The 26,753-nt window shown below is 42.2% G+C and carries 24 protein-coding genes and 1 pseudogene; 8 read left to right on the top strand and 17 right to left on the bottom strand.

From position 1 onward, the window contains the following. Together B2863_RS12475 and rpsP are read right to left on the bottom strand one after the other, a co-directional pair. Positions 1-164 (bottom strand): annotated as a pseudogene (locus B2863_RS12475) (ribosome maturation factor RimM); the annotation flags it as partial. 165 nt (positions 165-329) lie between these two features. Then, entirely contained in the window at positions 330-599 is a 270-nt protein-coding gene (gene rpsP / locus B2863_RS12480) for a 30S ribosomal protein S16 (RefSeq protein ID WP_021812802.1), read from the bottom strand. A 426-nt stretch (positions 600-1,025) separates the two neighbouring features. On the opposite strand from rpsP, the gene B2863_RS12485 reads away from it, so the two are divergent. Beyond that, entirely contained in the window at positions 1,026-2,501 is a 1,476-nt protein-coding gene (locus tag B2863_RS12485) for an ATP-binding protein (protein ID WP_296211187.1), read from the top strand. Positions 2,502-2,539: 38 nt separating this feature from the next. On the opposite strand, the gene B2863_RS12490 is transcribed toward B2863_RS12485, so the two are convergent. The 13 genes from B2863_RS12490 to B2863_RS12550 all read right to left on the bottom strand — a co-directional run bounded on the left by B2863_RS12490 (position 2,540) and on the right by B2863_RS12550 (position 15,626). Beyond that, positions 2,540-2,719, bottom strand: coding sequence for a hypothetical protein (locus B2863_RS12490; RefSeq protein ID WP_201548390.1), 180 nt, complete (start codon positions 2,717-2,719; stop codon positions 2,540-2,542). A gap of 204 nt (positions 2,720-2,923) precedes the next feature. After that, positions 2,924-4,621, bottom strand: a complete 1,698-nt coding sequence (locus tag B2863_RS12495; RefSeq protein ID WP_296211194.1) for an ATP-binding protein — start codon at positions 4,619-4,621, stop codon at positions 2,924-2,926. A 329-nt stretch (positions 4,622-4,950) separates the two neighbouring features. Then, a complete protein-coding gene (locus B2863_RS12500) occupies positions 4,951-5,667 on the bottom strand; it encodes a response regulator (RefSeq protein WP_057761994.1) in 717 nt (238 codons plus the stop codon). A gap of 600 nt (positions 5,668-6,267) precedes the next feature. Further along, positions 6,268-6,684, bottom strand: a complete 417-nt coding sequence (locus tag B2863_RS12505; RefSeq protein ID WP_057761996.1) for a F0F1 ATP synthase subunit epsilon — start codon at positions 6,682-6,684, stop codon at positions 6,268-6,270. A gap of 114 nt (positions 6,685-6,798) precedes the next feature. Further along, on the bottom strand, positions 6,799-8,232 hold the full coding sequence (atpD, locus tag B2863_RS12510) for a F0F1 ATP synthase subunit beta (protein WP_057761998.1): 1,434 nt from the start codon (positions 8,230-8,232) through the stop codon (positions 6,799-6,801). Between the two features lie 38 nt (positions 8,233-8,270). Beyond that, positions 8,271-9,152: a F0F1 ATP synthase subunit gamma gene (atpG, locus tag B2863_RS12515; RefSeq protein ID WP_057762000.1), complete on the bottom strand. Its 882-nt coding sequence runs from the start codon at positions 9,150-9,152 to the stop codon at positions 8,271-8,273. A gap of 216 nt (positions 9,153-9,368) precedes the next feature. Then, the gene (gene atpA / locus B2863_RS12520; RefSeq protein WP_057762002.1) at positions 9,369-10,913 is read right to left on the bottom strand and encodes a F0F1 ATP synthase subunit alpha; all 1,545 of its coding nucleotides are present in this window, start codon (positions 10,911-10,913) and stop codon (positions 9,369-9,371) included. A 93-nt stretch (positions 10,914-11,006) separates the two neighbouring features. Beyond that, the gene (locus tag B2863_RS12525; protein WP_057762004.1) at positions 11,007-11,630 is read right to left on the bottom strand and encodes a F0F1 ATP synthase subunit delta; all 624 of its coding nucleotides are present in this window, start codon (positions 11,628-11,630) and stop codon (positions 11,007-11,009) included. Positions 11,631-11,643: 13 nt separating this feature from the next. Continuing rightward, complete coding sequence (locus B2863_RS12530; protein WP_101205956.1) at positions 11,644-12,114, bottom strand: F0F1 ATP synthase subunit B; 471 nt, start codon at positions 12,112-12,114, stop codon at positions 11,644-11,646. 117 nt (positions 12,115-12,231) lie between these two features. Continuing rightward, on the bottom strand, positions 12,232-12,480 hold the full coding sequence (gene atpE / locus B2863_RS12535; protein ID WP_010197960.1) for a F0F1 ATP synthase subunit C: 249 nt from the start codon (positions 12,478-12,480) through the stop codon (positions 12,232-12,234). Between the two features lie 33 nt (positions 12,481-12,513). Continuing rightward, on the bottom strand, positions 12,514-13,380 hold the full coding sequence (atpB, locus tag B2863_RS12540) for a F0F1 ATP synthase subunit A (RefSeq protein WP_101205957.1): 867 nt from the start codon (positions 13,378-13,380) through the stop codon (positions 12,514-12,516). A gap of 676 nt (positions 13,381-14,056) precedes the next feature. Further along, positions 14,057-14,455: an ATP synthase subunit I gene (locus tag B2863_RS12545; RefSeq protein ID WP_102093133.1), complete on the bottom strand. Its 399-nt coding sequence runs from the start codon at positions 14,453-14,455 to the stop codon at positions 14,057-14,059. A gap of 277 nt (positions 14,456-14,732) precedes the next feature. Further along, on the bottom strand, positions 14,733-15,626 hold the full coding sequence (locus B2863_RS12550) for a metal ABC transporter solute-binding protein, Zn/Mn family (RefSeq protein ID WP_296211200.1): 894 nt from the start codon (positions 15,624-15,626) through the stop codon (positions 14,733-14,735). Positions 15,627-15,836: 210 nt separating this feature from the next. Between B2863_RS12550 and B2863_RS12555 the strand changes: the two genes are divergently transcribed. The 6 genes from B2863_RS12555 to gluQRS all read left to right on the top strand — a co-directional run bounded on the left by B2863_RS12555 (position 15,837) and on the right by gluQRS (position 21,526). Then, positions 15,837-16,415 carry a Fur family transcriptional regulator gene (locus B2863_RS12555; protein ID WP_296211202.1) on the top strand — a complete coding sequence of 193 codons (579 nt, stop codon included), beginning with the start codon at positions 15,837-15,839 and terminating at the stop codon, positions 16,413-16,415. A 72-nt stretch (positions 16,416-16,487) separates the two neighbouring features. Then, positions 16,488-17,285, top strand: a complete 798-nt coding sequence (locus tag B2863_RS12560) for a metal ABC transporter ATP-binding protein (RefSeq protein WP_296211205.1) — start codon at positions 16,488-16,490, stop codon at positions 17,283-17,285. A gap of 113 nt (positions 17,286-17,398) precedes the next feature. After that, positions 17,399-18,202: a metal ABC transporter permease gene (locus B2863_RS12565; RefSeq protein ID WP_296211208.1), complete on the top strand. Its 804-nt coding sequence runs from the start codon at positions 17,399-17,401 to the stop codon at positions 18,200-18,202. A 316-nt stretch (positions 18,203-18,518) separates the two neighbouring features. Beyond that, the gene (locus tag B2863_RS12570; RefSeq protein WP_296211209.1) at positions 18,519-19,358 is read left to right on the top strand and encodes a metallophosphoesterase; all 840 of its coding nucleotides are present in this window, start codon (positions 18,519-18,521) and stop codon (positions 19,356-19,358) included. Positions 19,359-19,850: 492 nt separating this feature from the next. After that, positions 19,851-20,288 carry an RNA polymerase-binding protein DksA gene (dksA, locus tag B2863_RS12575; protein ID WP_057762021.1) on the top strand — a complete coding sequence of 146 codons (438 nt, stop codon included), beginning with the start codon at positions 19,851-19,853 and terminating at the stop codon, positions 20,286-20,288. 242 nt (positions 20,289-20,530) lie between these two features. Further along, positions 20,531-21,526, top strand: a complete 996-nt coding sequence (gene gluQRS / locus B2863_RS12580) for a tRNA glutamyl-Q(34) synthetase GluQRS (RefSeq protein ID WP_296211211.1) — start codon at positions 20,531-20,533, stop codon at positions 21,524-21,526. A 133-nt stretch (positions 21,527-21,659) separates the two neighbouring features. Here gluQRS and ftsW read toward each other — a convergent pair whose 3' ends face one another. Further along, positions 21,660-22,856: a putative lipid II flippase FtsW gene (gene ftsW, locus B2863_RS12585; protein ID WP_201569220.1), complete on the bottom strand. Its 1,197-nt coding sequence runs from the start codon at positions 22,854-22,856 to the stop codon at positions 21,660-21,662. A gap of 277 nt (positions 22,857-23,133) precedes the next feature. Continuing rightward, a complete protein-coding gene (gene murD, locus B2863_RS12590) occupies positions 23,134-24,561 on the bottom strand; it encodes a UDP-N-acetylmuramoyl-L-alanine--D-glutamate ligase (protein ID WP_296211215.1) in 1,428 nt (475 codons plus the stop codon). Positions 24,562-25,248: 687 nt separating this feature from the next. Between murD and B2863_RS12595 the strand changes: the two genes are divergently transcribed. After that, a complete protein-coding gene (locus tag B2863_RS12595) occupies positions 25,249-26,748 on the top strand; it encodes a SulP family inorganic anion transporter (protein WP_057762027.1) in 1,500 nt (499 codons plus the stop codon). Positions 26,749-26,753 lie beyond the last annotated feature (5 nt).

Here is a 26,753-nt window from a genome sequence, read left to right on the forward strand (position 1 = left end):
AAAGGTTTCATGCCAGTGGCAGTTTTCATCCACCACGGCTTCATGTCGAATATTGCTGTACGGTCATCCGTATCACTGAATACCCAAAGCCAGCCTTTAATGCCGTAAGGCTTCTTAAGCTGACCAATTTTCATAAGGGCACTAGCGTTTGGAACAGATGACATAGCAGCTAACCTAACAATGATTAAAACAGCAATTGCAAAAACAATTGCGTCAAAAGCGATAAACAGTTAATGGCGCACCCTGGTCAGACCAGTTACGCTATGTATTCTAAAGTCTACTGAGTCATATCATAGTTGTGCTACGAACGTCTCAGTAACAACCAAAACTTAAGCAGTTGCTTCAGTTTGAGCTGCAGACTTGTTGTAAGCTTTTGCTAATGAAGCAACGCGATCTGAAGGTTGTGCACCTTTTGCGATCCACGCATTGTACGCTTCCATATTTAGGCGTACTGCTTCTTCAGACTCTTTAGCGAGTGGGTTAAAAAAGCCGATGTTTTCAATATAGCGACCGTCACGCGCGCGGCGTTGATCAGCAACAACTACTTGATAAAATGGGCGTTTCTTGGCACCGCCCCGTGCTAAACGAATAACAACCATGTGAATTCTCTCTTTCGCAGGTATACCAAAAAGGGCATAATTATATCACAGTCTTTATTTGTTGAAAACATAAACTGTGCATATTTAATTATTTATTAACAATAGCTTAAATGTCGACTTAAGTAAAATATAACTGATAATAATGGCTTATTTTTAAAGTTTTTCTTTAGATTCTATAGATTACTATCGCCTTCTCTAAAAAATAGATGATTCCTAAATACATTTATCCTTAAGCTTAACTTTACATCTATTCCAATAACTATCTGGCTCGCTCGTCGATTGCATACTGTATCAGTACTATTTATTGATTATGCTATTCTATGATATACCGCTATAGATTGATGCACAGACTAGCCTTAAGGCAATCGTATTTAGAGAGCTACACGCTATATCACACTAACTTTTCTTTTACTCTGTTGGACACATATGATCTCTCCAAACCCAAAGCCGCGTCGTAAAGGTTGGCTGCCACGCTCTTATTCCAATACTTGGCTAACGACCTTGATGGTTGCCTTTATCGTGCTTATCAGTGTGAGCTTATCAATTCTGTTCTTTTGGCGCAGTCTGTATCTGCCAGAGTTAAAAAACCATGCACGCTATTTAACGAGTGAGTTGCAGCTGATCAATAGCGTTAATAAAGACTGGCAAGGTCGTCCCGAAGTACGCCAATGGATTTACCAGCACTCTCATGTCGTCGTGGTAAACAATCCGAGCGACTTCCCAGAAGTCGCTGATAAGCCATTCGTGAGCTTTTTTACTGACGTACTACAACGTGAAATCGGTGCGCAGCTTGGTCGTCCTGTAGAGGTTTATTTTAAATTTAAGCCAACACCGCAGCTATGGGTACAAGATAGCCGTGATGACAGTTTTTGGGTGCGTGAGCCAGTCGTTTACTATTCACAATATAGCCCGACGTTATTGGTGCTATTTTTGATCGGACTGCCTATCCTATCGCTATTAACGATTATTCTATTAGCGCGTCAATTAAATCGCCCCCTACGCTACTTACAGCGGGCAGCTACTAACTATATTAGGCTTGGTCATGCAACCACACTGCCAACGCAAAAAGGCCCCACAGAAATACGTCAAGTTAATATGGCGTTTAACCGACTGTTCACGACCTTAAATCAGGCGCAAAAAGAGCGAACAATCATGCTTGCCGGCATCTCACATGATTTGCGGACACCATTGACACGTATGCGCTTGACCGCAGAGATGCTACCAGATGACTTCTTTCGGGAAGGGCTGATTTACGATATTGAGGATATGGATGCCATTTTAGAGCAGTTCATCTCATTTATGAAAGACGGTTCTGATGAGCCAGTCAGTTTGACCAATCTAGACACTATATTTAACGAAATCATGGTGCAGTTTGCACCCATGAAGTTTGTATATGAGTCAGAATGCGACAAGGTCGTTCCCGTACGTCCATTATCCATCAAGCGTCTGATTATCAACTTGGTCAATAATGCCAATCGTTATGGAAAGCCACCTATTTATTTATCGGCGACGGTTGTACCAACATTTATAGAAACTGTCGAAGACGAAGATACGGATGTGGTCAGCGAAAATGTGGTGAACAAAGAAGCTCAAGAACAGTTAGTGATTTGTGTACGAGATTGCGGTGATGGCGTCGCTGACGATCAATTAGAGCGGATTATGCAACCGTTTGAACGTGGAGAGACGGCACGGACTACTCAAGGTAGCGGACTAGGTCTTGCGATTGTTGATCGTATTGCACGATTACATCATGGTACCGTCGAAGCCATTAACCACCCTGAAGGTGGGCTACAAGTATGCGTACGCATTCCCCTACTCTCTAAAGTCGCTGGAGATACTACATTGGCGGCTGACGTAGAAAAGGTATCTGAGGTAGACAGTACGATGCCAAATTCAAAATAGCAATGAGACTTTAATCTGAATAAGCAAAGAGGTCAACGCTAGTCTTTGCTACCAATAGCCGGCGGAATATACTCAGCACTGTTAGTAAAAGCTAGTGGCTGGGTAATTTCAGCCTGAGCTGCTTGTAGTGTTTGGGTCGTTGATGGCTGTTTTAAGAATAAATAATAGCCTAGCGTAATGGCATTCAACACTACCAAGCCACCAAATAAATATGGCATCCTATGCCCTCCTATGACATTGTCCAACTGTCTTAAAAATAGCGACGAGCGCGTCACCTAGCTATAAATCTGTATCCTGTTATACCATTAAAATGGCGCTGATTGTCTTTAGTATCATGACTAATAATTATGGCCTAGCCTGATAATTTAGTCTGATGATTTAGTCTGATAGCTTGCTCTTATAGCTTAGCCCTATAACTTGGTCTAATCTGACAACTTAGTATCGAAGTCGCGCTCGCTTTTCTCCTGCGTCAATTCATCAGCAGCAAGAATTTGCGTCAATGGTTTAATAGGCCACGTCATCACGAACCTTGCACCGCCTAACTCACGACTCTCATCTACCTTCATACTACCATTAAACCAAAAGGCAATACGCGATACAATAGACAAGCCTAGGCCATAGCCACCTGACGCGCGTGTACGGCTGTCATCTAAGCGTGAGAATGGAATGAATACTTTTTCGCGATCTGCTTCAGGAATACCATGTCCATCATCTTCGACACTAACGAAGGCATTGCCTTTTTTGACACCTGCACTAATGATAATGGTTGTTTCTGCATAGCGTAATGCATTACCTGCAAGATTTTGAATCACACGGTGTAAGTAGCGTCTATCTGCCACTGCTGTTACTTTTGCATTTGGTAAACTGGTTACTATTTTGATAGGTTTACCTAGCGCATTGGTTTCGCGCTCGATCTGCTCTAACAGCTCTCTTAAGTTTACTGGTTCTAAATCTAACTTTGGTGACCCTTCCTCAAGCTTAGCATAGGTCAAAATTTCATCAATCAAACCATTAAGCGATTCAATATCTTCATCAATATAGTCACGCTGCATAAAACGTGAGTCTTCGTCATCTGTATCAGCAAGCATATCTACGGCAAATCGAATACGAGCCACTGGCGTACGAAGCTCATGTGAGACCGCTCGGGTAAGCTCGCGCTGTGATTCAATCAAACGCTTAATATGCGAGGTCATGGCATTAAAAGTCGCTGACAAACGCGCTATTTCATCTTGACCAATAACCTGTACTTGAATATCAAGGTTACCTTGACTGACCTCATTGACACCTACCTGAATCAATTGTAGCTTACGTTCAAGCGGGAAGATGAGCGCATATACACCTAAGCTAATTAGGAACATGCTAATAAGAATCATACTAATAATTAAGTTAAGTGGGAACCAGTTAAATAAAGGTATAGGCCCAATCAAAATTGCCATATCATTGATTTCGGATGGTACCACTACCCTAATCGCAGAGTTACTCGTACTACTGTTAGTATCTTGTAGTGATATGACGACTTCGTCACGGCGCAGACGAGCCATCTGATCTGAATCTAACTCAAGCGTATTGACTGCTTTGAATGCTAAAGGAAAAGAAAACTTCTTCTCCAATTCAGCCAAACGTGCGCGCTTGTCCGATAGTGTCATGTGATAAGACAAATCATCTAACAAAAAGACCGCGATTGCCCGCACTTGCTGTTCGGTAACTTGAGAGATTCTCGCTGTTAACACACTCTTGTTGTCCGGTAAGCGATAATAAACATCTGCATATACAGGCTGGTTAAAATAACGTACAACGGTATTATCATTTTTAAAACGGCGTAGCTCACTGGCACTAAAGTCTACTTCGTCAATAGACAAGACTTTAAAAGTAGTACCAAATAAACTACTCGCATCTGATAGCCAATATTCACGCTCTTCCTCGCTATTTTGGTGAGCAATTCCTTCACTCACCAAATGGAACGCCCCCATTGCCATATTTTCACGATAGGACTGCACACGCTCCTTATTGATGGTATCCATCAATAACTGCGCAAAGAGTGCCACACACAAGCAGACTATAAGTAGCCCAGCATAGATACGAACAAAAATACTGTGTTTTAAAGAAGAGACTAATGACATACGTGCCGTGACCAACTTAATAAATAGAGATTGCTAATATCATCAAACATATAGGTAGTGCTATGTGTTTGACGATATCGAACATGATCGAATAGGGGTAGACTTTAACTTTGACTTTTAATTACCGCATTTTAATTCATATGCAGCAATCATCCAAAGACTTATATGTATGACATATATTTAGTCAGCGTCTATAATAATGGGTTAATTAAACCACATAACACTGCATTTAAGTTTAAAAATTAAAATTTAGCCACAAAAAAACCAGCATCGTTGCTGGTTTTTTCGAATAGTGATTAATAATTAATCAACCTATAGAAGCAACAATATTAGTTGCCTTCTTTTACGAATAGATAGCCTTTACTACGTACGGTCTTAATACGCTTTGGATTTTCTGGATCATCACCGATTTTTGGACGAATACGTGAGATACGTACGTCAATTGAACGATCTTGACCATCATACTCAATACCGCGTAGACGCTCAAAGATATCTTCACGAGATAGAATACGACCTGCGTTAGAAGCAAGCAACCATAGTAAATCATATTCAGCACTGGTGAAATCAACCAACTCATCACCTAGGTTAACTGAACGGCCACCGTTATCAATGACTAACTCGCCAAACTCTAGACGTTGCGGCACATCTTCTGATGGTGCATTTTCTGAGCGGCGCAGTAGCGCACGAATACGGGCAAGCAATACACGTGGCTGAGCAGGCTTGGCAACATAATCGTCAGCACCCATCTCAAGACCCAATACCTGATCCATGTCTTCAGTACGTGCAGTCAACATCAAAATTGGATTTTGATAATGCGGGCGTACTTCACGGCATACGGTCAAACCATCGCTACCAGGTAGCATAACATCAAGTACAACCATATCTGGCTGCTCATTGACGATACGGCGAATAGCACGATTACCATCAGTTTCAATTGCCACTTCTAAACCATTTTTGACCAAGTAATCTTGAGTCAGCATGGCCAGACGCTCATCATCTTCAACAATCAAGATTCGGGGGGTGTTGTCTTCTTCATTCGTTGTCATTGTTATATCCTCTAATACATCTAATTTAAAAGCAGTAAAAGTAAGAGCGGTAAAATTAATAGCACCATATAGTGGCACAATTGATGTTCGTATAGCTGTTACAAACTTGGTAGCACAGTATACTATTAAATTATCAGCTTCCTGTACTATAGCTGATAGTCGGTAACAAAACCTATAAACTACCCCTATCAAAACTTTAGTTTGCGTCCAGAAATTACACCAATTACTTCGTTAGTACATCGCAATTTGTATTATCTATCGTTTGCTAATTACCCAAACCATCGAGCCAACGTTATCGCGTACAGTTACTGCTCGTTACTTATAATACGTTATGTCTAATATAACCATATATTACCGTTGTCGCCAGTGTCTTTTTAAGAAAATTCCAATGGAGGATGATTCATTGATAATAAAAGATTTTTCTTGAGAATAGATTGGACTGCCACAAATAATAGACAAATGATAACCACGTCTATTTACTGCAGAACAGTTAATTTCATAATGAATAGACATAAAAAAACAGCCCATATAATGGACTGTCTTTTTATCATTACTTCTAGCGATAACTCTAAATGATTAGCTATAGCTATCAGTAATAAATTACGCGCGGTTTTTGTACTTACGAATAGTCTGTAATTGTCCTACTGACTCTGCAAGTGAGGCCAAAGCCGCATTGGTTTGTAGCGTATCAGACTGGTTAACTAGCATTTGCTCAGCTTTTTTACGTGCTTCGACGATTTTGCTTTCGTCAAGATTGTGTGCACGCATAGCTGTATCAGCCAATACCGTAACCATCTTAGGCTGTACTTCTAGTACACCACCTGAGACGTAAATTACTTCTTCTTCACCGTTTGGTGTTTGCACTCGCATTGCACCTGGCTTTAGCAAAGTAATAAGCGGTGTGTGACCTGGCAATACACCAATCTCGCCTTCGGTACCAGTAGCTATTAACATGCTAATTTCGCCTGAATACAACTCTTCACGAGCACTTACGACGCGACATTGTAACGTTGCCATACTTAATTCCTTACCATCAAAGCGCGATCAAAAAACAGTAAAACTGCGATGCGTTACTGAAGAGTAGATACAAGGTTTATATTATATCTACTCGTTAGCTTATGCTTATACAACTTACGCTGACTTAGACTTCATTTTTTCAGCTTTAGCGACTACTTCATCGATGCTACCAGCCATGTAGAACGCTTGCTCTGGTAGGTCATCGTATTCACCAGCGATGATTGCTTTAAAGCTAGCAATGGTATCGCGTAGTGGTACGTATTTACCAGGTGCACCAGTGAAGACTTCAGCTACGTGGAATGGCTGAGACAAGAAGCGCTGAATCTTACGAGCACGATAAACAACCAGTTTATCTTCTTCTGATAACTCATCCATACCCAAGATAGCGATGATGTCTTTAAGCTCTTTATAACGCTGTAGAACTTCCTGAACACCACGAGCAACATTGTAATGATCTTCACCGATTACTTGTGGATCTAGCTGACGTGATGTTGAATCCAATGGATCAACCGCAGGATAGATACCTTGTGATGCGATATCACGGCTTAGTACAACTGTTGCATCCAAGTGAGCAAACGTTGTAGCAGGTGATGGATCGGTCAAATCATCCGCAGGTACGTATACCGCCTGAACTGAAGTAATAGAGCCTGACTGAGTTGACGTAATACGTTCTTGTAGTAATCCCATCTCTTCAGCTAGTGTTGGCTGATAACCAACCGCTGATGGCATACGACCAAGTAGTGCTGATACTTCTGTACCCGCTAGTGTATAACGGTAGATGTTATCAACAAACAATAGTACGTCACGACCTTTGCCAGTAACAGGATCTTTGGTATCACGGAAGTACTCAGCCATGGTCAAACCAGACAGTGCAACACGTAAACGGTTACCCGGTGGCTCATTCATCTGGCCATATACCATTGCTACTTTAGACTTACTGAAGTCTTCAGTGTTTACAACGCCAGCTTCCTGCATTTCGTGATAGAAATCGTTACCTTCACGAGTACGCTCACCAACACCAGCAAATACTGACAAACCTTCATGTTTTAGAGCGATGTTGTTGATCAGCTCCATCATGTTAACGGTTTTACCAACACCAGCACCACCAAACAGACCAACTTTACCGCCTTTAGCGAACGGGCAAAGTAGATCGATAACTTTAATACCAGTCTCTAGTAGCTCAGTGCTGTTTGACTGATCCGCGTAGCTTGGTGCTTCACGGTGGATAGACCATTTTTCGTCAGCAACAACAGGACCTTCTTCATCGATAGGACGACCAAGAACATCCATGATGCGACCTAGCGTACCAGTACCTACAGGCACAGAAATAGGTGCACCAGTATTAGTAACAGGTAGGTTACGCTTTAAACCTTCGGTTGAACCCATTGCAATAGTACGTACGATACCGTCACCTAGCTGTTGCTGTACTTCTAGGGTAGTTTCGGTACCGTCTACTTGCAAGGCATCAAAAATTTGAGGAACTTCATTACGGTTGAACTCAACGTCAAGAACCGCGCCAATAATCTGTACAATACGACCGCTACTCATTGCGTTCTCCTTGAACTTCTATATATAGGTGTAGTCAATTATGAAACAGCAGCAGCACCGCCAACGATTTCCGAGATTTCTCGGGTAATCGCCGCTTGACGCAGCTTGTTATAAACCAACTGTAAATCGTTAATAAGGTCACCAGCATTATCTGTTGCTGCTTTCATCGCAACCATACGTGAAGACTGCTCAGAGGCAATGTTTTCCATTACCGCTTGATAAACAATCGACTCAATATAGCGACCAAGCAATTCATCAATTAACGTCTTGATGTCAGGCTCGTAGATATAATCCCAGCTAAGTTCTGTCTGTAGACCACTGTCTTCATCATCAAATGACTGCTCTGGTAGAGGAACCAACTGATTGACTGTTGGTTTCTGAGTCATCGCATTGATGAATCGGTTATAGACCACATAGATACGGTCAATATTGCCGTTACTATAGTCTTCAAGCATAGCTTGAACCGGTGCATTTAATTGTTCAAACGTTGGTTTATCGCCATAATCGGTCACAGCCGATGTAACTTTACCACCAAAGTTTTTAAAGAAACTCACACCTTTGGCACCGATGACTGCAAACTCAGCTTGTACAGACTGATCTTGATAATCTTGGATACTTTTAGTTAGGGCTTTGAATAAGTTAATATTCAAACCACCCGCTAGGCCACGGTCAGAGGTAATGACAATATAGCCAACCTTATTGACTGGACGCGATACCATATACGGATGTTTGTAGTCTGATGAGGCATGCACCAAATGTGAAATAACCCGGCGCATACTATCAGCATACGGGCGACCCACTTCCATGCGCTCTTGCGCACGGCGCATTTTACTTGCCGCTACCATTTGCATAGCACGAGTAATTTTCTGGGTGCTTTTAATACTGGTGACTTTGGCACGTATCTCTTTTAAGCTTGCCATAATGATTCCAATATAAGAGGGTTAAAAAGCATTGGCGCATGCGACAATCGTTTGATATACAACATCAATCCTACAGAATAACATTTTATATCTTGTGGCATTACGCGATCTAATACCGATAATGGTTAAAACAGTGGCGCAAATATCTGGTCAGACAACGCGCCACTTTATCAGCTCTAAGCTACAGTTATAACCAATTCGGCTTAACCCGTTAAATTAATAACTGTGATTTTGTTTAAAGGTCTCTAGAGATGACTTTAAACGACCTGCGATATCATCATTGTAGTTCGCAGTGTCATCAATCTCACGCATCAATTCACTTTGCTCATCATGCATATAACGTAGGTACGCTTCTTCGAAAGAACCAATCTTTTCGACAGGTACGTCAGCTAAGAAGCCTTCGTTTGAAGCATAGATAACGGCTGCTTGCTCAGAGATTGACATCGGCTGATACTGCTTCTGCTTCATCAATTCAGTCACACGCTCACCATGATCAAGCTGCTCGCGAGTTGCGTCATCAAGATCTGATGCGAACTGAGCGAATGCTGCTAGTTCACGATACTGAGCTAGAGCGGTACGAATACCACCAGATAGCTTTTTGATGATCTTAGTCTGAGCGGCACCACCAACACGAGATACCGAGATACCAGCGTTTACTGCTGGACGGATACCTGAGGCGAATAAACTAGACTCTAGGAAGATCTGACCATCAGTGATCGAAATCACGTTGGTTGGTACGAATGCAGATACATCACCAGCTTGTGTTTCAATGATTGGTAGAGCGGTTAAAGAACCAGTTTTACCTTTCACTTCACCGTTAGTGAACTTTTCTACGTAATCAGCATTTACACGTGATGCACGCTCAAGTAGGCGTGAATGTAAATAGAATACGTCACCAGGATAAGCTTCACGACCTGGCGGACGACGTAATAGTAGTGAAATCTGACGATAAGCAACTGCTTGCTTTGATAAGTCATCAAATACAATCAGTGCGTCTTCGCCGCGGTCACGGAAGTATTCGCCCATCGTACAACCTGAGTACGGTGCGATATACTGAAGTGCTGCAGGCTCTGATGCTGAAGCAACCACAACAGTGGTATATTCTAGTGCGCCAGTTTGCTCAAGCTTACGTACTACGTTAGCGATAGTCGAACGTTTCTGTCCGATAGCCACGTATACACATTTAATGCCTGACGCTTTCTGTGCGATGATCGCATCGATAGCCATCGCTGTTTTACCAGTCTGACGGTCACCAATGATAAGCTCACGCTGACCACGACCGATTGGAATCATGGTATCAACGGCTTTATAACCAGTCATTACTGGTTGATCTACTGATTGACGGTCGATAACGCCTGGAGCGATCTTTTCGACTTTATCAGTCATCTTGGCATCGATAGGACCTTTGCCATCAATAGGATTACCCAAAGCATCAACAACACGGCCTAACAGCTCAGGACCTACTGGTACTTCAAGAATACGACCAGTACAATAGGCTTTTTGACCTTCTTGCAGCTTTAGGTAATCACCAAGTACTACCGCGCCAACAGAATCACGCTCTAAGTTTAGAGCCATTCCGTAGATTTCGCCTTCAAACTCAATCATTTCGCCGTACATGGCATCTTCAAGACCATGAATCTGCACGATACCGTCAGATACTTTGACAATCGTGCCTTCATTCTTTGCAGTTGCACCCGCATCAAGGTCTTGAATACGCTGCTTAATCAGGTTACTGATTTCCGCTGGATTCAATTGTTGCATTGCCTTGTTTCCTTTAATTTATGATAACCCGCCCACTGACTTAATTGCTCTTATAATCATACAGCCAATATTTGACTATATTGATGATTGGCATTAGGCAGTTAGCTGTGTTTTTAACTGTTGTAACTTGCCGCGCATCGAATCATCAATGACTTTGTCACCGACTTTGATTGTAGCGCCTGCCAATAGACTTGGATCAACTGATTCGTGAATCACTACACTAGCATTTAGCGAGGCAGCAAGACGCGTTTGTAGCGTTTGACGCTGTTCATCAGTCAATGGGTAGGCAGAGGTCACATATGCGTCAAGCTGCTTTAAGCTTATTGCCTTGTGACGGCGATAATGCTCATAAACTTCAGGAAGCAGCGCCAGACGCTCTTGTTCTGATAACTGTTTAACGAAGTTACTAAGTGCTACTGATACTTTTGGATAGCTTACGTTACTGTCAAGGCTAGTCCCTTGAGCTTCGCTTAATAACTGCTTGAAAGCAGAATCATTAGCGCTAGCTACTTGCGTATCATAAAGATCGACCAAAGCAGCTGACTTATGCTCAGCAGAAACAGCTGGATTGTCTAGCCAAGTACTGAACGACTTGTCATTGACAACAGTGCTAGCAACAAGTAAGAAGTTTTCCCACTCGTTGACTGCGCCGTTTTCGTTGGCATAGTCAAACGCGGCTTTAGCGTACGGTCGTGCTAAGGTTGATAAGTCAGCCATTATATCCTCACAATTACAGCTTCGCCGCCAGTTGGTCTAACATACTGGCATGTTTTTGCACATCGACTTTGTCTTGCAAAATCTTCTCTGCACCAAGTACAGCCAGTTCAGCAACTTGGGCACGTAATGATTCACGCGCTTGATTGATTTCTTGATCGATAGATGCTTGCGCTTGTTGACGAATGCGCTCGCCTTCCGCTTGGGCTTGCGATTTTGCATCTTCGACGAGCTGATTGGCACTCTTGTTCGCTTGCTCGATTAGAGCGGCAGCCTTGGTCTTTGCAAGATCAAGTTCCTGCTGGACATTTTGCTCCGCGGTCGCCAAATCTGCTTTTGCTTTTTCTGCGGCATTCAGACCTTCAGCAATTTTACGCTGACGCTCATTGATGGCACCGATAAGTGGTGGCCACACGAATTTCATGCAAAAAATCACAAATATTGCAAAAGCAATGGCTTGACCGACGAGGGTAAAATTGATATTCACGTGATCACCTCTTTGTTAATGAAAAATCAGTTTCATTGATCATGTTTGGTAGTCAAATCTTGACTATATTTGATAGAAAGTCTCCGAATACCAAACATTTACAACTGAGCTTTCGGATTAACCTGCTAGAGGGTTAGCGAACAACAATAGCATAGCAATACCAACACCGATCATCGGAATAGCATCAAGAAGACCTGCTACGATGAACATACGAGTTTGCAATTGTGAGCCAAGCTCTGGTTGACGCGCAACGCCTTCTAAGAATTTTCCACCTAGAATAGCAAAACCAATACCTGTGCCAAGTGCGCCAAGACCGATAAGTAGTGCTACTGCGATAACTGTGTAACCACCTAATACTGGATCCATTGATGTATCCTCATTTACCTATTGAATGTCTAATTAATGTTCAGTTGATGATGCAAGCGACATGTAAACTATCGTCAGCATCATGAATACGAACGCTTGAAGTGTAATAACTAAGATGTGGAAGATAGCCCACGGTACCGATAACGCCCATTGAATCCAAAACGGCATTAGAGCAATCAGTATGAAAATCAATTCCCCAGCATACATGTTGCCGAATAGACGCAAACCAAGTGATACAGGTTTGGCTATTAGAGTAACTGCTTCTAGGATGAAGTTGATGGGAATCAAAATCGCTTGTACGATTGGGTTTTTGGCGCCAAACGGATGTAGTGTTAACTCACCGATAAAGCCGCCCAAACCTTTTTCTTTAATGCTATAAAAGATAATCAGTGCAAAGACAGAGAACGACATGCCAAGCGTGATGTTAGGATCAGTCGTTGGAACAATCTTAAAGAAAACATGATGTGGATCATGGCCCATAGCGGCACCGATTTGCCCAGCAATACCTGGAATGAAATCAACAGGTATCAAATCCATCAAGTTCATCAAAAAGATCCAGACAAAAATGGTCAACGCCAATGGCGCAATCAGTTTTGATGTACCACTGTATGAATCACGAACGTTGTTATCAACAAACTCAACGATCATCTCAACTGCTGCCTGAGTTTTTCCTGGCACGCCTGAAGTGACTTTTTTGGCAACCATCCAAAAGACGGCGCAAAATAAGATACCTAGACCAATCGACCATAGCATAGAATCAAGATGGATAGCGTTAAAGCCCATTGCCCCTGCTTCTTCAGCAGTATGAGCAACTTTCCAACCTTCGCCCGGCAGATAGCCATACGTCCAATTCGTTAAGTGGTGAGAGATATATTCTGATGATGTTTGCTCGGATGCCATAATGTAAGCTTCTTATTAATCAACGATTTAATCAACTACCAAAAATATGGTTGTCATCTGATGAGGTGTAGTATTTATATCTATCTTGCTATTAAGCAGACAAATAAACCGTACTAAATCACTCATGTAACCAACAACATCCAACCCATAGTTCTATTACTAATATGCAGTATTTGATAGCGTGAGATAAATTTTAGCTATCAAAAAAGGGCTTATGATAACTCAGTAATAGCCCTTGCATTTTTATACGCAAAATTATTATATATGTGCTTGCCCACTGACCGTTTTTTACGATCGGCGCTTAATGTAGCGCTTATAAGCAAAATATTTAGCCGCCTATATTAATGCAGCGTTGTATTCGTGTAAAGTCAATTGTGATTTTTTTATCCACTGTATGAATAAGTTAGCCACCAGTTTTACTTGCTAATATAGCTACTAACCATAATTAGATAACAGTACTCTAATTATCAGCAATACAGATAGTTGAATAACCCCTACCCTCTCACTGCATACTACGTCTAACATTGAGACTCATAGTGCGGTCTTTATAATCACTGGTGCTATCCTAAGACAGCGTTGTGCTTCGACTTTTCGAACTAGTCATAGAGAAGCTGGACGGCAGGGTGACTTGCCAGTACTATTAATAAACCATCTGTTTAGCGATCATTTATTAGCGCTAGCGTATATGCCACAACATCCAACTGTGACTAATTTGCATTACCATAAAACCGATAAACAGCGCTGGCGCAGATAGGGGTTGTACGGTAATAAAAATTAGTGCAAAACCAAACACGGTCAATAACCATTTTGACATTTGACCCCGATATAGCTGGCTAACGATATGTTGGCGCGCGCGATATCCGGTGTACCAAAAAATAAAAAACGCAAATACTGCTTGAGTGATAAAACTTAGTAGCGCACCAATTGCAGCGCTTTTTGCTATCGTAAGCTCACTATGTAGCCAAATAGTATCTACTATCCAAGCAATGATAATAAGGATAAATAGTATCCATGCTTGTCGTTTAATATAGATGCCAATCTTGTCTTTTTGCGTGCGTTTGGCAGGCTTGGTCATCGGTATTCCTATAGCCCTTACAGCATTGGGACAATATATCATACTTATGATAATTTTATCCGTGAATGACTTACTCTACAGGCATTACCTTTCGGCCAAAATAAAACGCTACTTATTATAGGTAGAGCGTAACTATTAAGCAAGTAAAATATGACTTTTATCAGTCACCTAACGCATTTTGCTAAGATTATTATATTATGCAGTCTGTAATAAATGCTTGAAGCGAAGCTATACAACCAACTCAAACAATCCTAGCAAATTGCTGTTCTTGATTACATTATGAGATACATTGATATATCTGCTTGGCCATACTCTGCCAACCGCTGATAAAATCATCGCTACTACTCATATCTTCTGGTTGTACCGTGCTCTTCACTGGTTGTAACTTTGCAAGTAAGCCTTTTGCTGGCTCACTTGGACTAACCAAACACATTTTCTTGGCTGGGCGCTGCTCATTCAACCAACGGAGTTGGCTTGCTTTGGGTGAGAGATGATGATCTACGCTAAGGCTACCGACGAGCGTTAAGTGTACGCTGTCTTCGATATATTGATAAGCATCGTGATAGGCCCAATAAGGTCGTGTTTTTGAGGCACTCTGAATAGAGCTTTGCTCAAATGCAGTAACTTCTTTATCTAGTTGCTGTGCAAATTTTTTCGCGTTGGCTTGGTATAGATCTTTATATTGCGGATTGGCATGGCTATGAATCACAGCCAATGCACGGGTAATGGCTTTGGCATTTTCAGGGTCTAACCAAATATGTGGATCTAGTGTACCCGCGATAGCGTCGCCCTTTACATCACGTAATGGATGACGATTGAATGCATCAAACTCAAATAAAGCAATGGCATTTGGGGCTGTTTTTAGACTTGCTGCTAGATTGTTTTCTAGCGGCTCACCGAACCATACCACGAACTTGCTGTCTTTGATTGCCTTGATATCACCAGGGCTGATACTACCATGATGACCCACCTCCCCCGCTTGCAATAGTCGATTGGCTGATGGCGCGCCTTCTGTTACTGCTTCACTTAACAAGAATAGCGGATAATTACTAACACTGACCGTTGCAGCTTGTGCATTCAGTGTGAAAGTTCCTAGGACTATCAGTCCTGTTATTAGCAAGCGCTGTAATGTGATAAGCGAACGTACGGAGTAAGTAAAAACAGCGTTCATAGTAAGCTCTTTTATTGTTAGATAGCATTGTTGGATAACGAAAGTATAAGTCATAGTGTCCTGCCCCACTCCTGTAAAAAGGGTAGATATATAAGACTACTATAAGACAATTCACTCGGTTCTTGTTTTAGTATGTTATACTATAACAATAAAAAACGCTATCATAAAAAACGTCATGCGATTACCATGCTATTTTTAGGAGCTTGTACCATGTCTATTACTTCATCGATCTGCGAACATTTGCATGATGTGCAAGATCTGACTCCGCATGATGTTCATGAACGCTTAGCAGCAGCTAAAGAGCATTGCCGTCTAAATGGCGCGCGATTTACGCCTTTGCGTCAGCAGATATACCAATTGGTCTTAGAGGCAGATCAGCCCGTTGGCGCTTACGACCTAATCACTCAGTTGCAGCAAATGAGACTGTCTATACCTGATGACAGCGATATTCAAAAAGTAGCGAGCTCACCAACATTGTCAGTAGACACTAAGACAACCAAAAAACGTGCGCCGAAAAATGTCGCGCCACCGACGGTTTATCGCAGTTTAGAATTCTTACTAATTGAAGGGTTGATTCATCAATTAACGTCTATCAATGCTTATGTTCCTTGCTGTCATCCTCGCGCCCAGCATACAGCCGCCTTTTTGATCTGCGATCAGTGTCAACGAGTGCAAGAATGCAGCAGCCTACCCGTTCAAGAAATGATGAGCTTTGCCGAGCAAGATGTGGGGTTTGTGGTTGAGCGTAGTGTCATTGAGCTTAGCGGTCGTTGCCAAGCTTGCCAGTAGAACTACTATAGTTTGTGTAAACGTTTTAAGCATGATTCGTCGATTGTCTATTTACCTATGCGTTGTCATATTATGAATACCTCTACCCTACCTTCTAATCAGTCAAATACTGCTGTTGCGAATAGCAGTACTGTGAGTAATGCTGACAAATTATTGAGCTTAAACAATATCAGTTACCATATTGGGCCTCAACGTCTGCTTTCTCATATTGATATCGACATTGCTGTTAATGAGACGGTCAGCCTTATCGGTCCCAATGGCGCTGGTAAGTCAACGCTAGTCAAACTTATCTTAGGTTTGATTGAGTCAACTGATGGCTCTATGACAGCACATCAGCCGCTACAGCTTGGCTACGTACCGCAGCGATTTGCTGTGCCACCGATATTGCCACTGCGCGTTTGCGATTTGTTAGGGCAAGCAGATAAGAAACGTTTAACCCCCGAGCAGCGGCAGTTTATCTTTGATAACTTATCATTAACCCATCTACTGTCACGGCAGATGTTGCATTTATCAGGTGGTGAGACGCAGCGCGTACTATTGGCCAGAGCGCTACTAGACAAACCCAACTTGCTTATTTTAGACGAGCCGATGCAGGGTCTCGATCCCGATACTGAAGTTTGGCTATACCAGTTTATTGACGAGCTGCCTGATTTCTTACGTTGCGCCATGCTGGTGGTGTCTCACGATTTGCATTGGGTCATGAAAGGCAGCCGCCGCGTCATTTGTTTGAATAAGCATATTTGCTGTGAAGGACAACCAAGCGAGTTGGCTATTAGTACTGAATTTCAAAAGCTATTTGGTCATCATTATGAACAACCATACGTGCATCAGCCCCATGCCTGTGAACACCATGCACCAAGCGAGTTATAGCGTTAGTAATCAAGGCTCAAAATCGCCAAAATCTAGCTCATTAAAGCCAAAACTATTAAACATATAAATAATACGGCTTTACTCTTTTATAAAAAATTTTACGGACATTCATTATGACTGCTTGGTTAGCCATCATTGCGCCTGCTTGGATCGCTGGCAGTATATTAGCGTTATTATCAGCGCCGTTAGGTTGCTTGGTATTGTGGCGGCGCATGGCATTCTTCGCTGATGCCTTAGCCCATGGCACGTTGTTAGGTGTGGCTTTGGCTGTGTGGTGGCAACTGCCAATGGGTATCGGCATTGCATTAGTCAGTGTCATGGTCGTGCTGGGCCTGGTCTTAATTGATGATGAGCGTCTGCCAGTGGATGCTGTATTGGCAGTCGTGTCGGTGTCGTTATTGTGCTTAGGCTTACTGGCTTTGACCCAATTGACTGACCAACAGGCCAATGTGCTCGGGTTTTTATTCGGCAACTTGCTAGACCTTGATTGGGCTGATTTGCCTTTGCTTGCTGGTAGCGTACTAGCTGGCTTGGGACTGCTTATCTACATTTGGCCTGCGCAAATCAAGCTGGCAACACATGAAGCATTGGCACGTATTCAAGGTATCAACCCAACAAGGCAACGACTGTTTTTTATGGGTGTACTGGCAGGGTTTTGTACAATTGCACTACAAGCGGTTGGAAGTCTATTAATTAGCGGATTATTAGTGCTACCTGCACTGACCGCACGTCTATGGTCAGCATCGCCAAAACAAATGGTGATTATAGCGTTGATAATCGCTCAACTGGGTGTGACACTTGGTGTGTGGGGTAGTATTTGGCTAGATATTCAAACAGGTCTTTCTATCGTCTTGATATTAGCTGCTTTATTTTTTACTGCACTCATTTTTTCAAAGTTAATAAAGATAAAACTTTAGTTAGCGTCGCTGTAAATACGTTATAATGAATAAATTATGACTGTTTTTCGCTATCTTTTTGTTCGACTTTATTTTATTAATATAATGAATACTTTAGCTCGATAATACTATAAGGTGGCTCTAGACTTTAAATTTGCTATTACTAGTTGATAGTATAAATATCGTTGATTAGAGTCAAAGTAAGCTCCAGACAAACGCTGTGCTCTTTTATAGTAGATTGATGATAATTGTAAATACCCAGTGAAAAATAGTAGCTCATTTATCCATACTCGCGCTAACAATACTTATTGTTGTGATTCGATAAGGGACTGAACCAATGCCAAACTATCCTGCCAATAAGTTAAGCACCTCCGACCAAACAATAAATATTTTACAGATTACTGATTTGCATTTGTCGACGCCTGTCTTTGTTGATGAGAATAATGCCTATAGTGATGACGTGACTTGTCAGCATAGTTTTGAAGCGGTTCTCCAACAGGCGCTTAGTGAAGATATTCGCTGTGATCTGATTATTGTGACCGGTGACTTGGTTAATCGAGTAAAGTCCTCAATTTACGATCATATCTTTACTGTATTACAGGCGACCCAGATTCCTTTTGCTTGTATTGCTGGTAATCATGATGTAACGGATGAAAATGGTAAAGACTTGCCATTTTTTCAACGAGAGCTTGTCGCTCAACCTGCTGACTCACGTTTGTTAAGTCGTCATGTCATTGAGACTGAATACTGGCAACTGTTGTTATTAGACTCATCCATTTCTGGTAAGGTCGCAGGCGAGATCACGCCCACTGATATCAACTGGTTATGTGAGAGACTCAGCACCTGTGATAAGCCCGCATTAATCGCCCTACACCATCATATTGTTCCAGTTGATTCTGACTGGATTGATACCCATATGGCAGAAAACACTGAGAGTTTTTGGCAGCATATGGCGCCATTTGAACAGCTACAAGTAGTGATCAGTGGCCATACTCACCAAGAGCAAGTTCGACTGCGCCAAGGCGTCACGGTGTATAGCACGCCATCGACCTGCTATCAGTTCAAACCTTATGAAGATGATTTCTCTTATGATGAGTATGCATTACCAGGATATCGCTGGTTGCAATTAGCCAACAATGGAACAGTTGAAAGCTGGGTTGAAAGACTGGATACTTGATGCCCAGAATTATTGGTACTGGTATAAGTCTTAGCCCTTTGTACTTATAGCTTTCGTCAATAATTCCTAATCAAAAATGCAGTGATGAACAAATAAAATATGCATTCAATATAAAAAATCACTTCATTATTATTACAAACAATGATACAACTTATGAAATAAAGCAAGGGTGGCCCAATATCTGATATGAAGCCACTGCACGATAGCTAGGATGGCCCATTAACCACAAGCTCAGTTTTCACAATCAATGACCTACGGCATGCTTTAGACAGTATTATTCAAACCGAAGTTTGTATAACAACCTATCTAACAATCGGTATATAACTGTCAGGATATAAAGTTTACGATATTATTTGATCAGCTGTGTTACTTGTATTACCAAGTGGTGAAACGTTTGATAAAAGGACAAATTGTAGCGTTTGTAGCATTAATAACGTCTTGTCTTTTGATACGTCGTTTTATTGAATTAATTTGAAAAAGTAGGATACCCATATGAGCACCCTGACCACGAATCCGAGTGAAGTTAAATTTACTCCTTATGTGCCGGCCAAAGACGAAGAGTATATGTCTGATGCGCAGTTGGAGCACTTTAAGGCTATTTTATTGGATTGGAAAAACCAACTGATTGGCGAAGCGGATCGTACCAAAAACTACATCCAAGATGAGTCAAGCGCCATGCCAGACATCAATGACCGTGCCACTCAAGAAGAAGAGTTTGCATTGGCATTACGTACTCGTGACCGTGAGCGCAAACTTATCCGCAAAATCGACAAATCTATGTTAGAAATCGAAAATGATGACTATGGATTTTGCGAGACTTGTGGTGTAGAGATTGGATTACGTCGCCTTGAGGCACGTCCAACCGCTACCCAATGTATCGACTGCAAAACCTTATCTGAAATCAAAGAACGTCAAAACCAAGGCGCTTAGATCAGATATTGCAGATATAAATGTAAGCATAAGCGACCTTATAATAGGTCGCTTTTTGTATTTTAGACTGTCACTATTTTGCTGCATTACTAATTTTGCTCTGAAAAACACAATCGCTTGAATAATGACATGACTAACAAAACAATCTCATTTAATGAATATCTTTTGATACTTATATTTATTATTCTATCTTTATTACCTTTTATAGACAGCCATTTATTTTGAAAACAATGCCTACCGTCATGCCAACTCAAACGTTACCATCACAGCCTATCGGCCGCTTTGCGCCCTCACCAACGGGTGAGTTACATCTTGGCTCTCTAACCACCGCGCTTGCCAGCTTTTGCCATATCAAATCAATCGGTGGTAAGTGGCTGTTGCGTATGGAAGATACCGATACTGAACGCTGTGACAGGCAGTTCACTGAGCAAATTTTAATGGATCTTGAGGCACTTGGGCTACATTGGGATGGTGATGTTATTTATCAGTCTGAGCGCATTGATATCTACAACGATTATCTATCATCATACCTAGGGCCGTTGACCTATGGCTGCCAATGCTCCCGTAAAGACTTAGAACAGTACTGGGCGCAAGAAGAGATAAGTAGAAACCATAGTCGTGCTAGCTTAGCCGCGGTGACCGATCAAACGTCATTAAACGAACAAGTTTCATCAATTGATCAAGTACAGCCAAATAGACAGCGGTATCCACGTCGCTGTGTGGCAGCTGACCTTGATAGACAGCAGCATAAGCTACGTATTCGACTACCAGACTATCGGATTGGCTTCAATGACGGTATTCAGGGACTACAATGGGATAATCCGCAGCAGACGTTAGGCGATATGGTCGCTCGTCGTCAGGATGGTATGATTAATTACATACTGGCAGCTAGCCTCGATGATGGTCTACAGCAGGTTACTCATATCATGCGTGGCCTTGATATTCTACCTATGACGACTGCGCAAATCGGTATCATGCAAGCCGCCCGCCTACCTACTATTGACCGATGGTATCATTTGCCATTGATTAATAATGCCAACGGTCAAAAACTCTCTAAACAAAACCTTGCTCAACCCATCGACACATCAGACCCGAGTCAACTTATTGCTGAAGCTCTATCGCTACTGCAGCAAGCAAAAGTCGATATTGATACCCCAGTAAACATGCTTAAACAAGCCATTGTGCAATGGGACAATACCCCACTACAAGGCAAGCAGCAATTAAACTTGTCCTATTAATAAGAGTTCAAAAGCTATAAATAGACGATAAAAAGCGCCACTATGAGTGACGCTTTTTATTGCAATAGTACTGCACAATATTTACCGAAACTCTGAAGCTACATTATGCCAAGCCCATTGTATACAAAACCTATTAATAGTAACGGCATTGGCTTTTTTCTATTTCAGGGCTTTCTTTATATATCTTCAATAATAGCGCGACCATAACCAAGCTAATCAACATAGACGAACCGCCATAACTAAAGAACGGCATAGTGAGACCTTTGGTTGGAATGGCACCCATGTTCATCGCAGCGTTAATAATCGTCTGGGCAATAAATACCACGCCGATTCCGAAAGCGGTATAGCTCATACGCATTTGACGACGTTTTAGCGCATTGTAACTGATACGCATCGCACTACCGATGATCAACGCTTCAAGTATCAGTACCATGCTGACACCGACAAACCCTAACTCTTCACCTGTAATGGCTAATAAAAAATCCGTATGTGCCTCAGGCAAATGCGACAGTTTCTGTACACTTTCGCCATAGCCGACACCCGTGAACTGGCCACGGCCAAAGGCGATCAAACTACGTGCGAGCTGATAATCGGTATCCTGCACGTCATCGAATGGATCCATAAACGACATCACACGCACCAATCGGTACTCTGCCGTAGTCACCATCAACACTGCACCGCCAACAGCAGCAGCACCCAATGCTAAGAAATGCTTGTAAGGCGCCCCAGCGATATAAAAAATCGCGAACAGCGTACCAATAATGACGACAAAAGAACCAAAATCTGGCTGCGACAATAGAAGTATCGTTATCAGCGCCACTACCAGCATAATTCGCAAGAAGCCATCTAAGCCATTACGAACTTCAAAAGATCGCCGCACCACAAAGTCAGATACAAACACAATCATGACCAATTTGGCTAACTCGGCTACCTGAAAGTTAAAACCACCTACCGTAAGCCAGCGTTTGGAACCATTGATTGGTGTGCTAAACAATGTGGCAACAAGTAATAGCCCCGTGATGCCTAACAAAGCAAACTGGGTCTCGGTCTTATATAGGGTGCGTAAAGACACGCTATAATAAGGAATAACCGCAACGATTAAACCAATTGTCATATACAACAGCTGATTTTTGAAAAAATACAGCTCTGTCATACCGCGGCTAAGCGCAAAAGGAATAGAAGCAGAAGCAACCATCAGCAGACTAAGCACCATCATACAGCCGACGCTTGATAATAAAATTGCGCGCGCTGACGGCATAGACAGAACACCGTCTGAGCCAGAGGTTTGCTTGGTTTGGGGCGAGGAACGAAAAAAAGAAGAGAGCGCCATAATTTTATATACACTAACAAACGAAAAAACACGGCGTCTATGAAACGCCACCGTTTAAAAAATCATAAAATAAATCGTACTAAATAGATGGTGATAGAAAACCTGTAACCATCGGCAAACGCCTTAGCTAGCACCTATTTTAGCAATCAGGATTATATGCTTGACAGTAGCAGTAATCTATAAGCAAAACAATCATTTATCCAGAAAATACTGGCTGTTGCTAGAGAATAGACATCTGCCATGCCAACCTATATAGCTGCTTAATATATTCGACTACCTATAAAGCTTCTGATTGTGCGATGTCTAATTGATTGACCAGTTGGCTAAAGTGGTCACCGCGAGCCGCATAACCACTATATTGGTCAAAGCTAGCACAAGCGGGTGACAGCAATACAGCTTGTACTTGCGATAAACTACTGGTAGTGACTTGTTGAATAGTCGCAAATGCGTTCTCTAGTGTCTGACACTGATGTAGTGCGACATCATCACTCAATTTTGCAGCTCTGAGATGTTGTTCAATCTGCTGACCATCTTCACCAATAAACAAGACTTGGCTCACATATTGATTGATAAAAGGAGTCAATTCACCAAACTGTTGCCCTTTGCCTTGCCCACCTAAGATCAATAATAGCTTACCGTCTTTTGGCGCATAGACTGCACCCAAGCCTTCGATAGCGGCCATGGTCGAACCAATATTAGTGCCTTTAGAATCATTGAAATAATCAATACCAGCAGCATTAGCCACATATTGGCAGCGGTGTTCAAGACCTGAGAACTGCTGCAAAGTGGTCAGCATACTCTCTAGCGGTAATCCTGCAAGCTCACCAAGTGCCAGAGCCGCTTGCGCATTCAGTAGATTATGACGACCTTTAATCAACAGTTTGTCTGCCGACAGTAATCGTTCTGTACCACGAGCAAGATAAGTTTGGCCTTCTGTGTCGGTAATCAGACCATACTGACCTTTATCAGGGGCATGAATACCCGTACTAATTCTCGGTAGGTTGTCTGCGACCAATGGACGAGTAAGTGCATCTTCGCGGTTAATCATCACCGATTTAGCACCTTGGAATATACGGTGTTTGGCTTGATGGTAGCCAAGCATATCTCCATGACGATCTAAGTGATCAGGCGACATATTGAGCACAGTTGCTACTTTTGCGCCCAAGTTGGTGACGGTTTCTAACTGAAAGCTAGACAGCTCAAGCACCGCAAGCTCCATATCAGGATTCGCTAGCAATGTTAAAGCTGGTACACCGATATTGCCGCCGACACCCACGTTAACGCCAGCATCTGCTGCCATTTGGCCAACTAACGTAGTGACCGTACTTTTAGCATTAGAACCTGTAATCGCTACGATGGGTACGGTACACGCTTCACAGAACAGTTGAATATCACTAACTACAGGAATATTGGCTTGGCGAGCAGCAGCCACAGCGGCAGTCTCAAGAGAAATACCTGGGCTAATAATAATACGTGCCGCTTGCTGCAATAAATCGGCATCTATCTCACCGAATTGACGAATCTCAATCTCGGCTGGCAACTGATCGGCCAATTTAGGGGTAACTTGAGCATCAGTGACTGCGACTTGATAGCCTTGCTTGGCCAGATAATGCGCGACTGACAATCCAGACTGCCCCAAACCCACTACGACTTGTAGACCACTACCCTTATGAAGTAAGGCTTCTGTTGCTGTATTAGTGGTCATATCTATTCCTTCTATTAAACGAGAAAAATTGCATCAAATAAGTATGCTGTATAGCGACTCTAATCGACGCCGCTAAGATGTGCAGCATCTTAACGCCATCGTTCAGATTTCGGTACTGATTTTTTATGACTTTATGCTATTATTCGCCTGTTTTTATATTAAGTGGCTAATGCTATAATAGTCAGCTTGATTAATATTTATCAGTATTTTGCTGAGCGCATTGCTCAAGCATTTTAGTTTAGCATGTTGTCACATTTATCGCGCTATTGTCATGCCTCTTCATCAACGATTCTTGTTGTGATAAGGGTGTATCAGACAATTTTGATAATTTGACGAGTGATATATCACCTTCTACTACAGCAAGTGATTGCTGACTCTATATATTATTGTAGGTACATCTATCTAGTTGCCTATTTTAAGCAATCTTTTAAAAAATATTTTTAGGTAATTTACTGCCCTTATCATCGTATTGATTATTGATGAGCGTATTTTTGATACCAAAAAAATCAGTAGATACCTCGGTTATTAGTTAGATACCTCGGTTATTAGTTTCTCACAATTCAACACAGCAACATGACCTAGTGCATGTTGAAGTAAAAGAAAAATGAATAGCTATTATTAGCGACGCGATCATTTTATAAATGAGTAATGATTACTTTTTTGCCTCTAACCCTATGTAGTTTACTTATGACATCTTTTATTGATAACTTGCGTGACGAGTGGTTTTCCAATGTTCGCGGTGACGTTTTATCGGGTTTGGTTGTAGCCCTAGCTCTTATTCCAGAAGCCATTGCTTTTTCTATTATCGCTGGTGTTGATCCAAAGGTTGGCTTATATGCCTCATTTTGTATCGCGGTAGTGATCAGTTTTGTCGGTGGTCGTCCAGGTATGATTTCGGCAGCAACTGGCGCGATGGCACTGGTCATGGTCGACTTGGTTGCTGACCACGGTCTGCAATATTTGCTTGCCGCAACTTTGCTTTGCGGTGCCATTCAGGTCGTGATGGGCATTCTAAAGCTTGGTAATCTGATGCGCTTTGTCTCCCGCTCAGTGGTGATCGGTTTCGTCAACGCTTTAGCAATATTGATTTTTGCTGCGCAATTACCAGAACTGAACCCAATGACTGAGCGTGTTGGCATGACTGTTTACATCATGACCGCAGCTGGTTTAGCGATTATTTATCTGTTTCCGCTTATCCCTAAAATCGGTCGCATCGTTCCTTCGCCGCTTATTTGTATTGTAGGTTTGACCGCTGTTGCGATGTATATGAATCTCGATATTCGTAACGTTGGCAGCATGGGTGATTTGCCAGATTCATTGCCAGTATTCTTGTTACCTGACATTCCATTAAACCTAAATACCTTGCTGATTATTGCGCCCTACTCTATCGCGCTTGCCATTGTCGGTCTTTTAGAGTCTATGATGACAGCAACGATCGTCGATGAATTGACCGATACACCAAGTGATAAAAACAAAGAGTGTCGTGGTCAAGGTATGGCTAATGTCGTATCAGGTTTCTTTGGTGGTATGGCAGGCTGTGCGATGATTGGCCAATCAATGATCAACGTCAAATCTGGTGGTCGTACACGTCTATCTACTTTGATGGCTGGTGTTGTTCTTCTTATTATGGTCGTGTTCTTGAGCGAATGGGTCAGTCAAATTCCAATGGCAGCCTTGGTTGCAGTCATGATTATGGTATCGATTGGTACATTTAACTGGCAGTCTATTCGCGAGTTTAAGACGCATCCCATGTCGTTTAATATTGTCATGCTGGCGACTGTATTGACTACCGTCTTTACTCACAACTTAGCTTACGGTGTCGGCGTAGGTGTCTTACTATCTGCCTTAGCATTTGCTAATAAAATTGGTCAGTTCTTAACCATTTTTAGTGAATATGATGACAGCAGCAATACCCGCTACTATTATGTTCAAGGGCAGGTATTTTTTGCCTCTACCACCCAGTTCTTGCATAGTTTCGATACCAAAGAGGCTGTAGACAGTATTCAGATTGATGTAAGCCAAGCGCATTTTTGGGATGTCAGCGCTGTTGACACCTTAGACAAGCTAGTGATGCGCTTGCAACGTGAAGGCATTGATGTCAAAGTGGTAGGACTCAACAATGCGAGTCGAACACTGATTGATCGCTTCTCTGTTCATGACCGCCGAGACATTGGCTTGTTAGACTAAGCGAA

Source organism: Psychrobacter sp. UBA3480 (genome assembly GCF_002377945.1).
In the GTDB taxonomy this organism is placed as follows: domain Bacteria; phylum Pseudomonadota; class Gammaproteobacteria; order Pseudomonadales; family Moraxellaceae; genus Psychrobacter.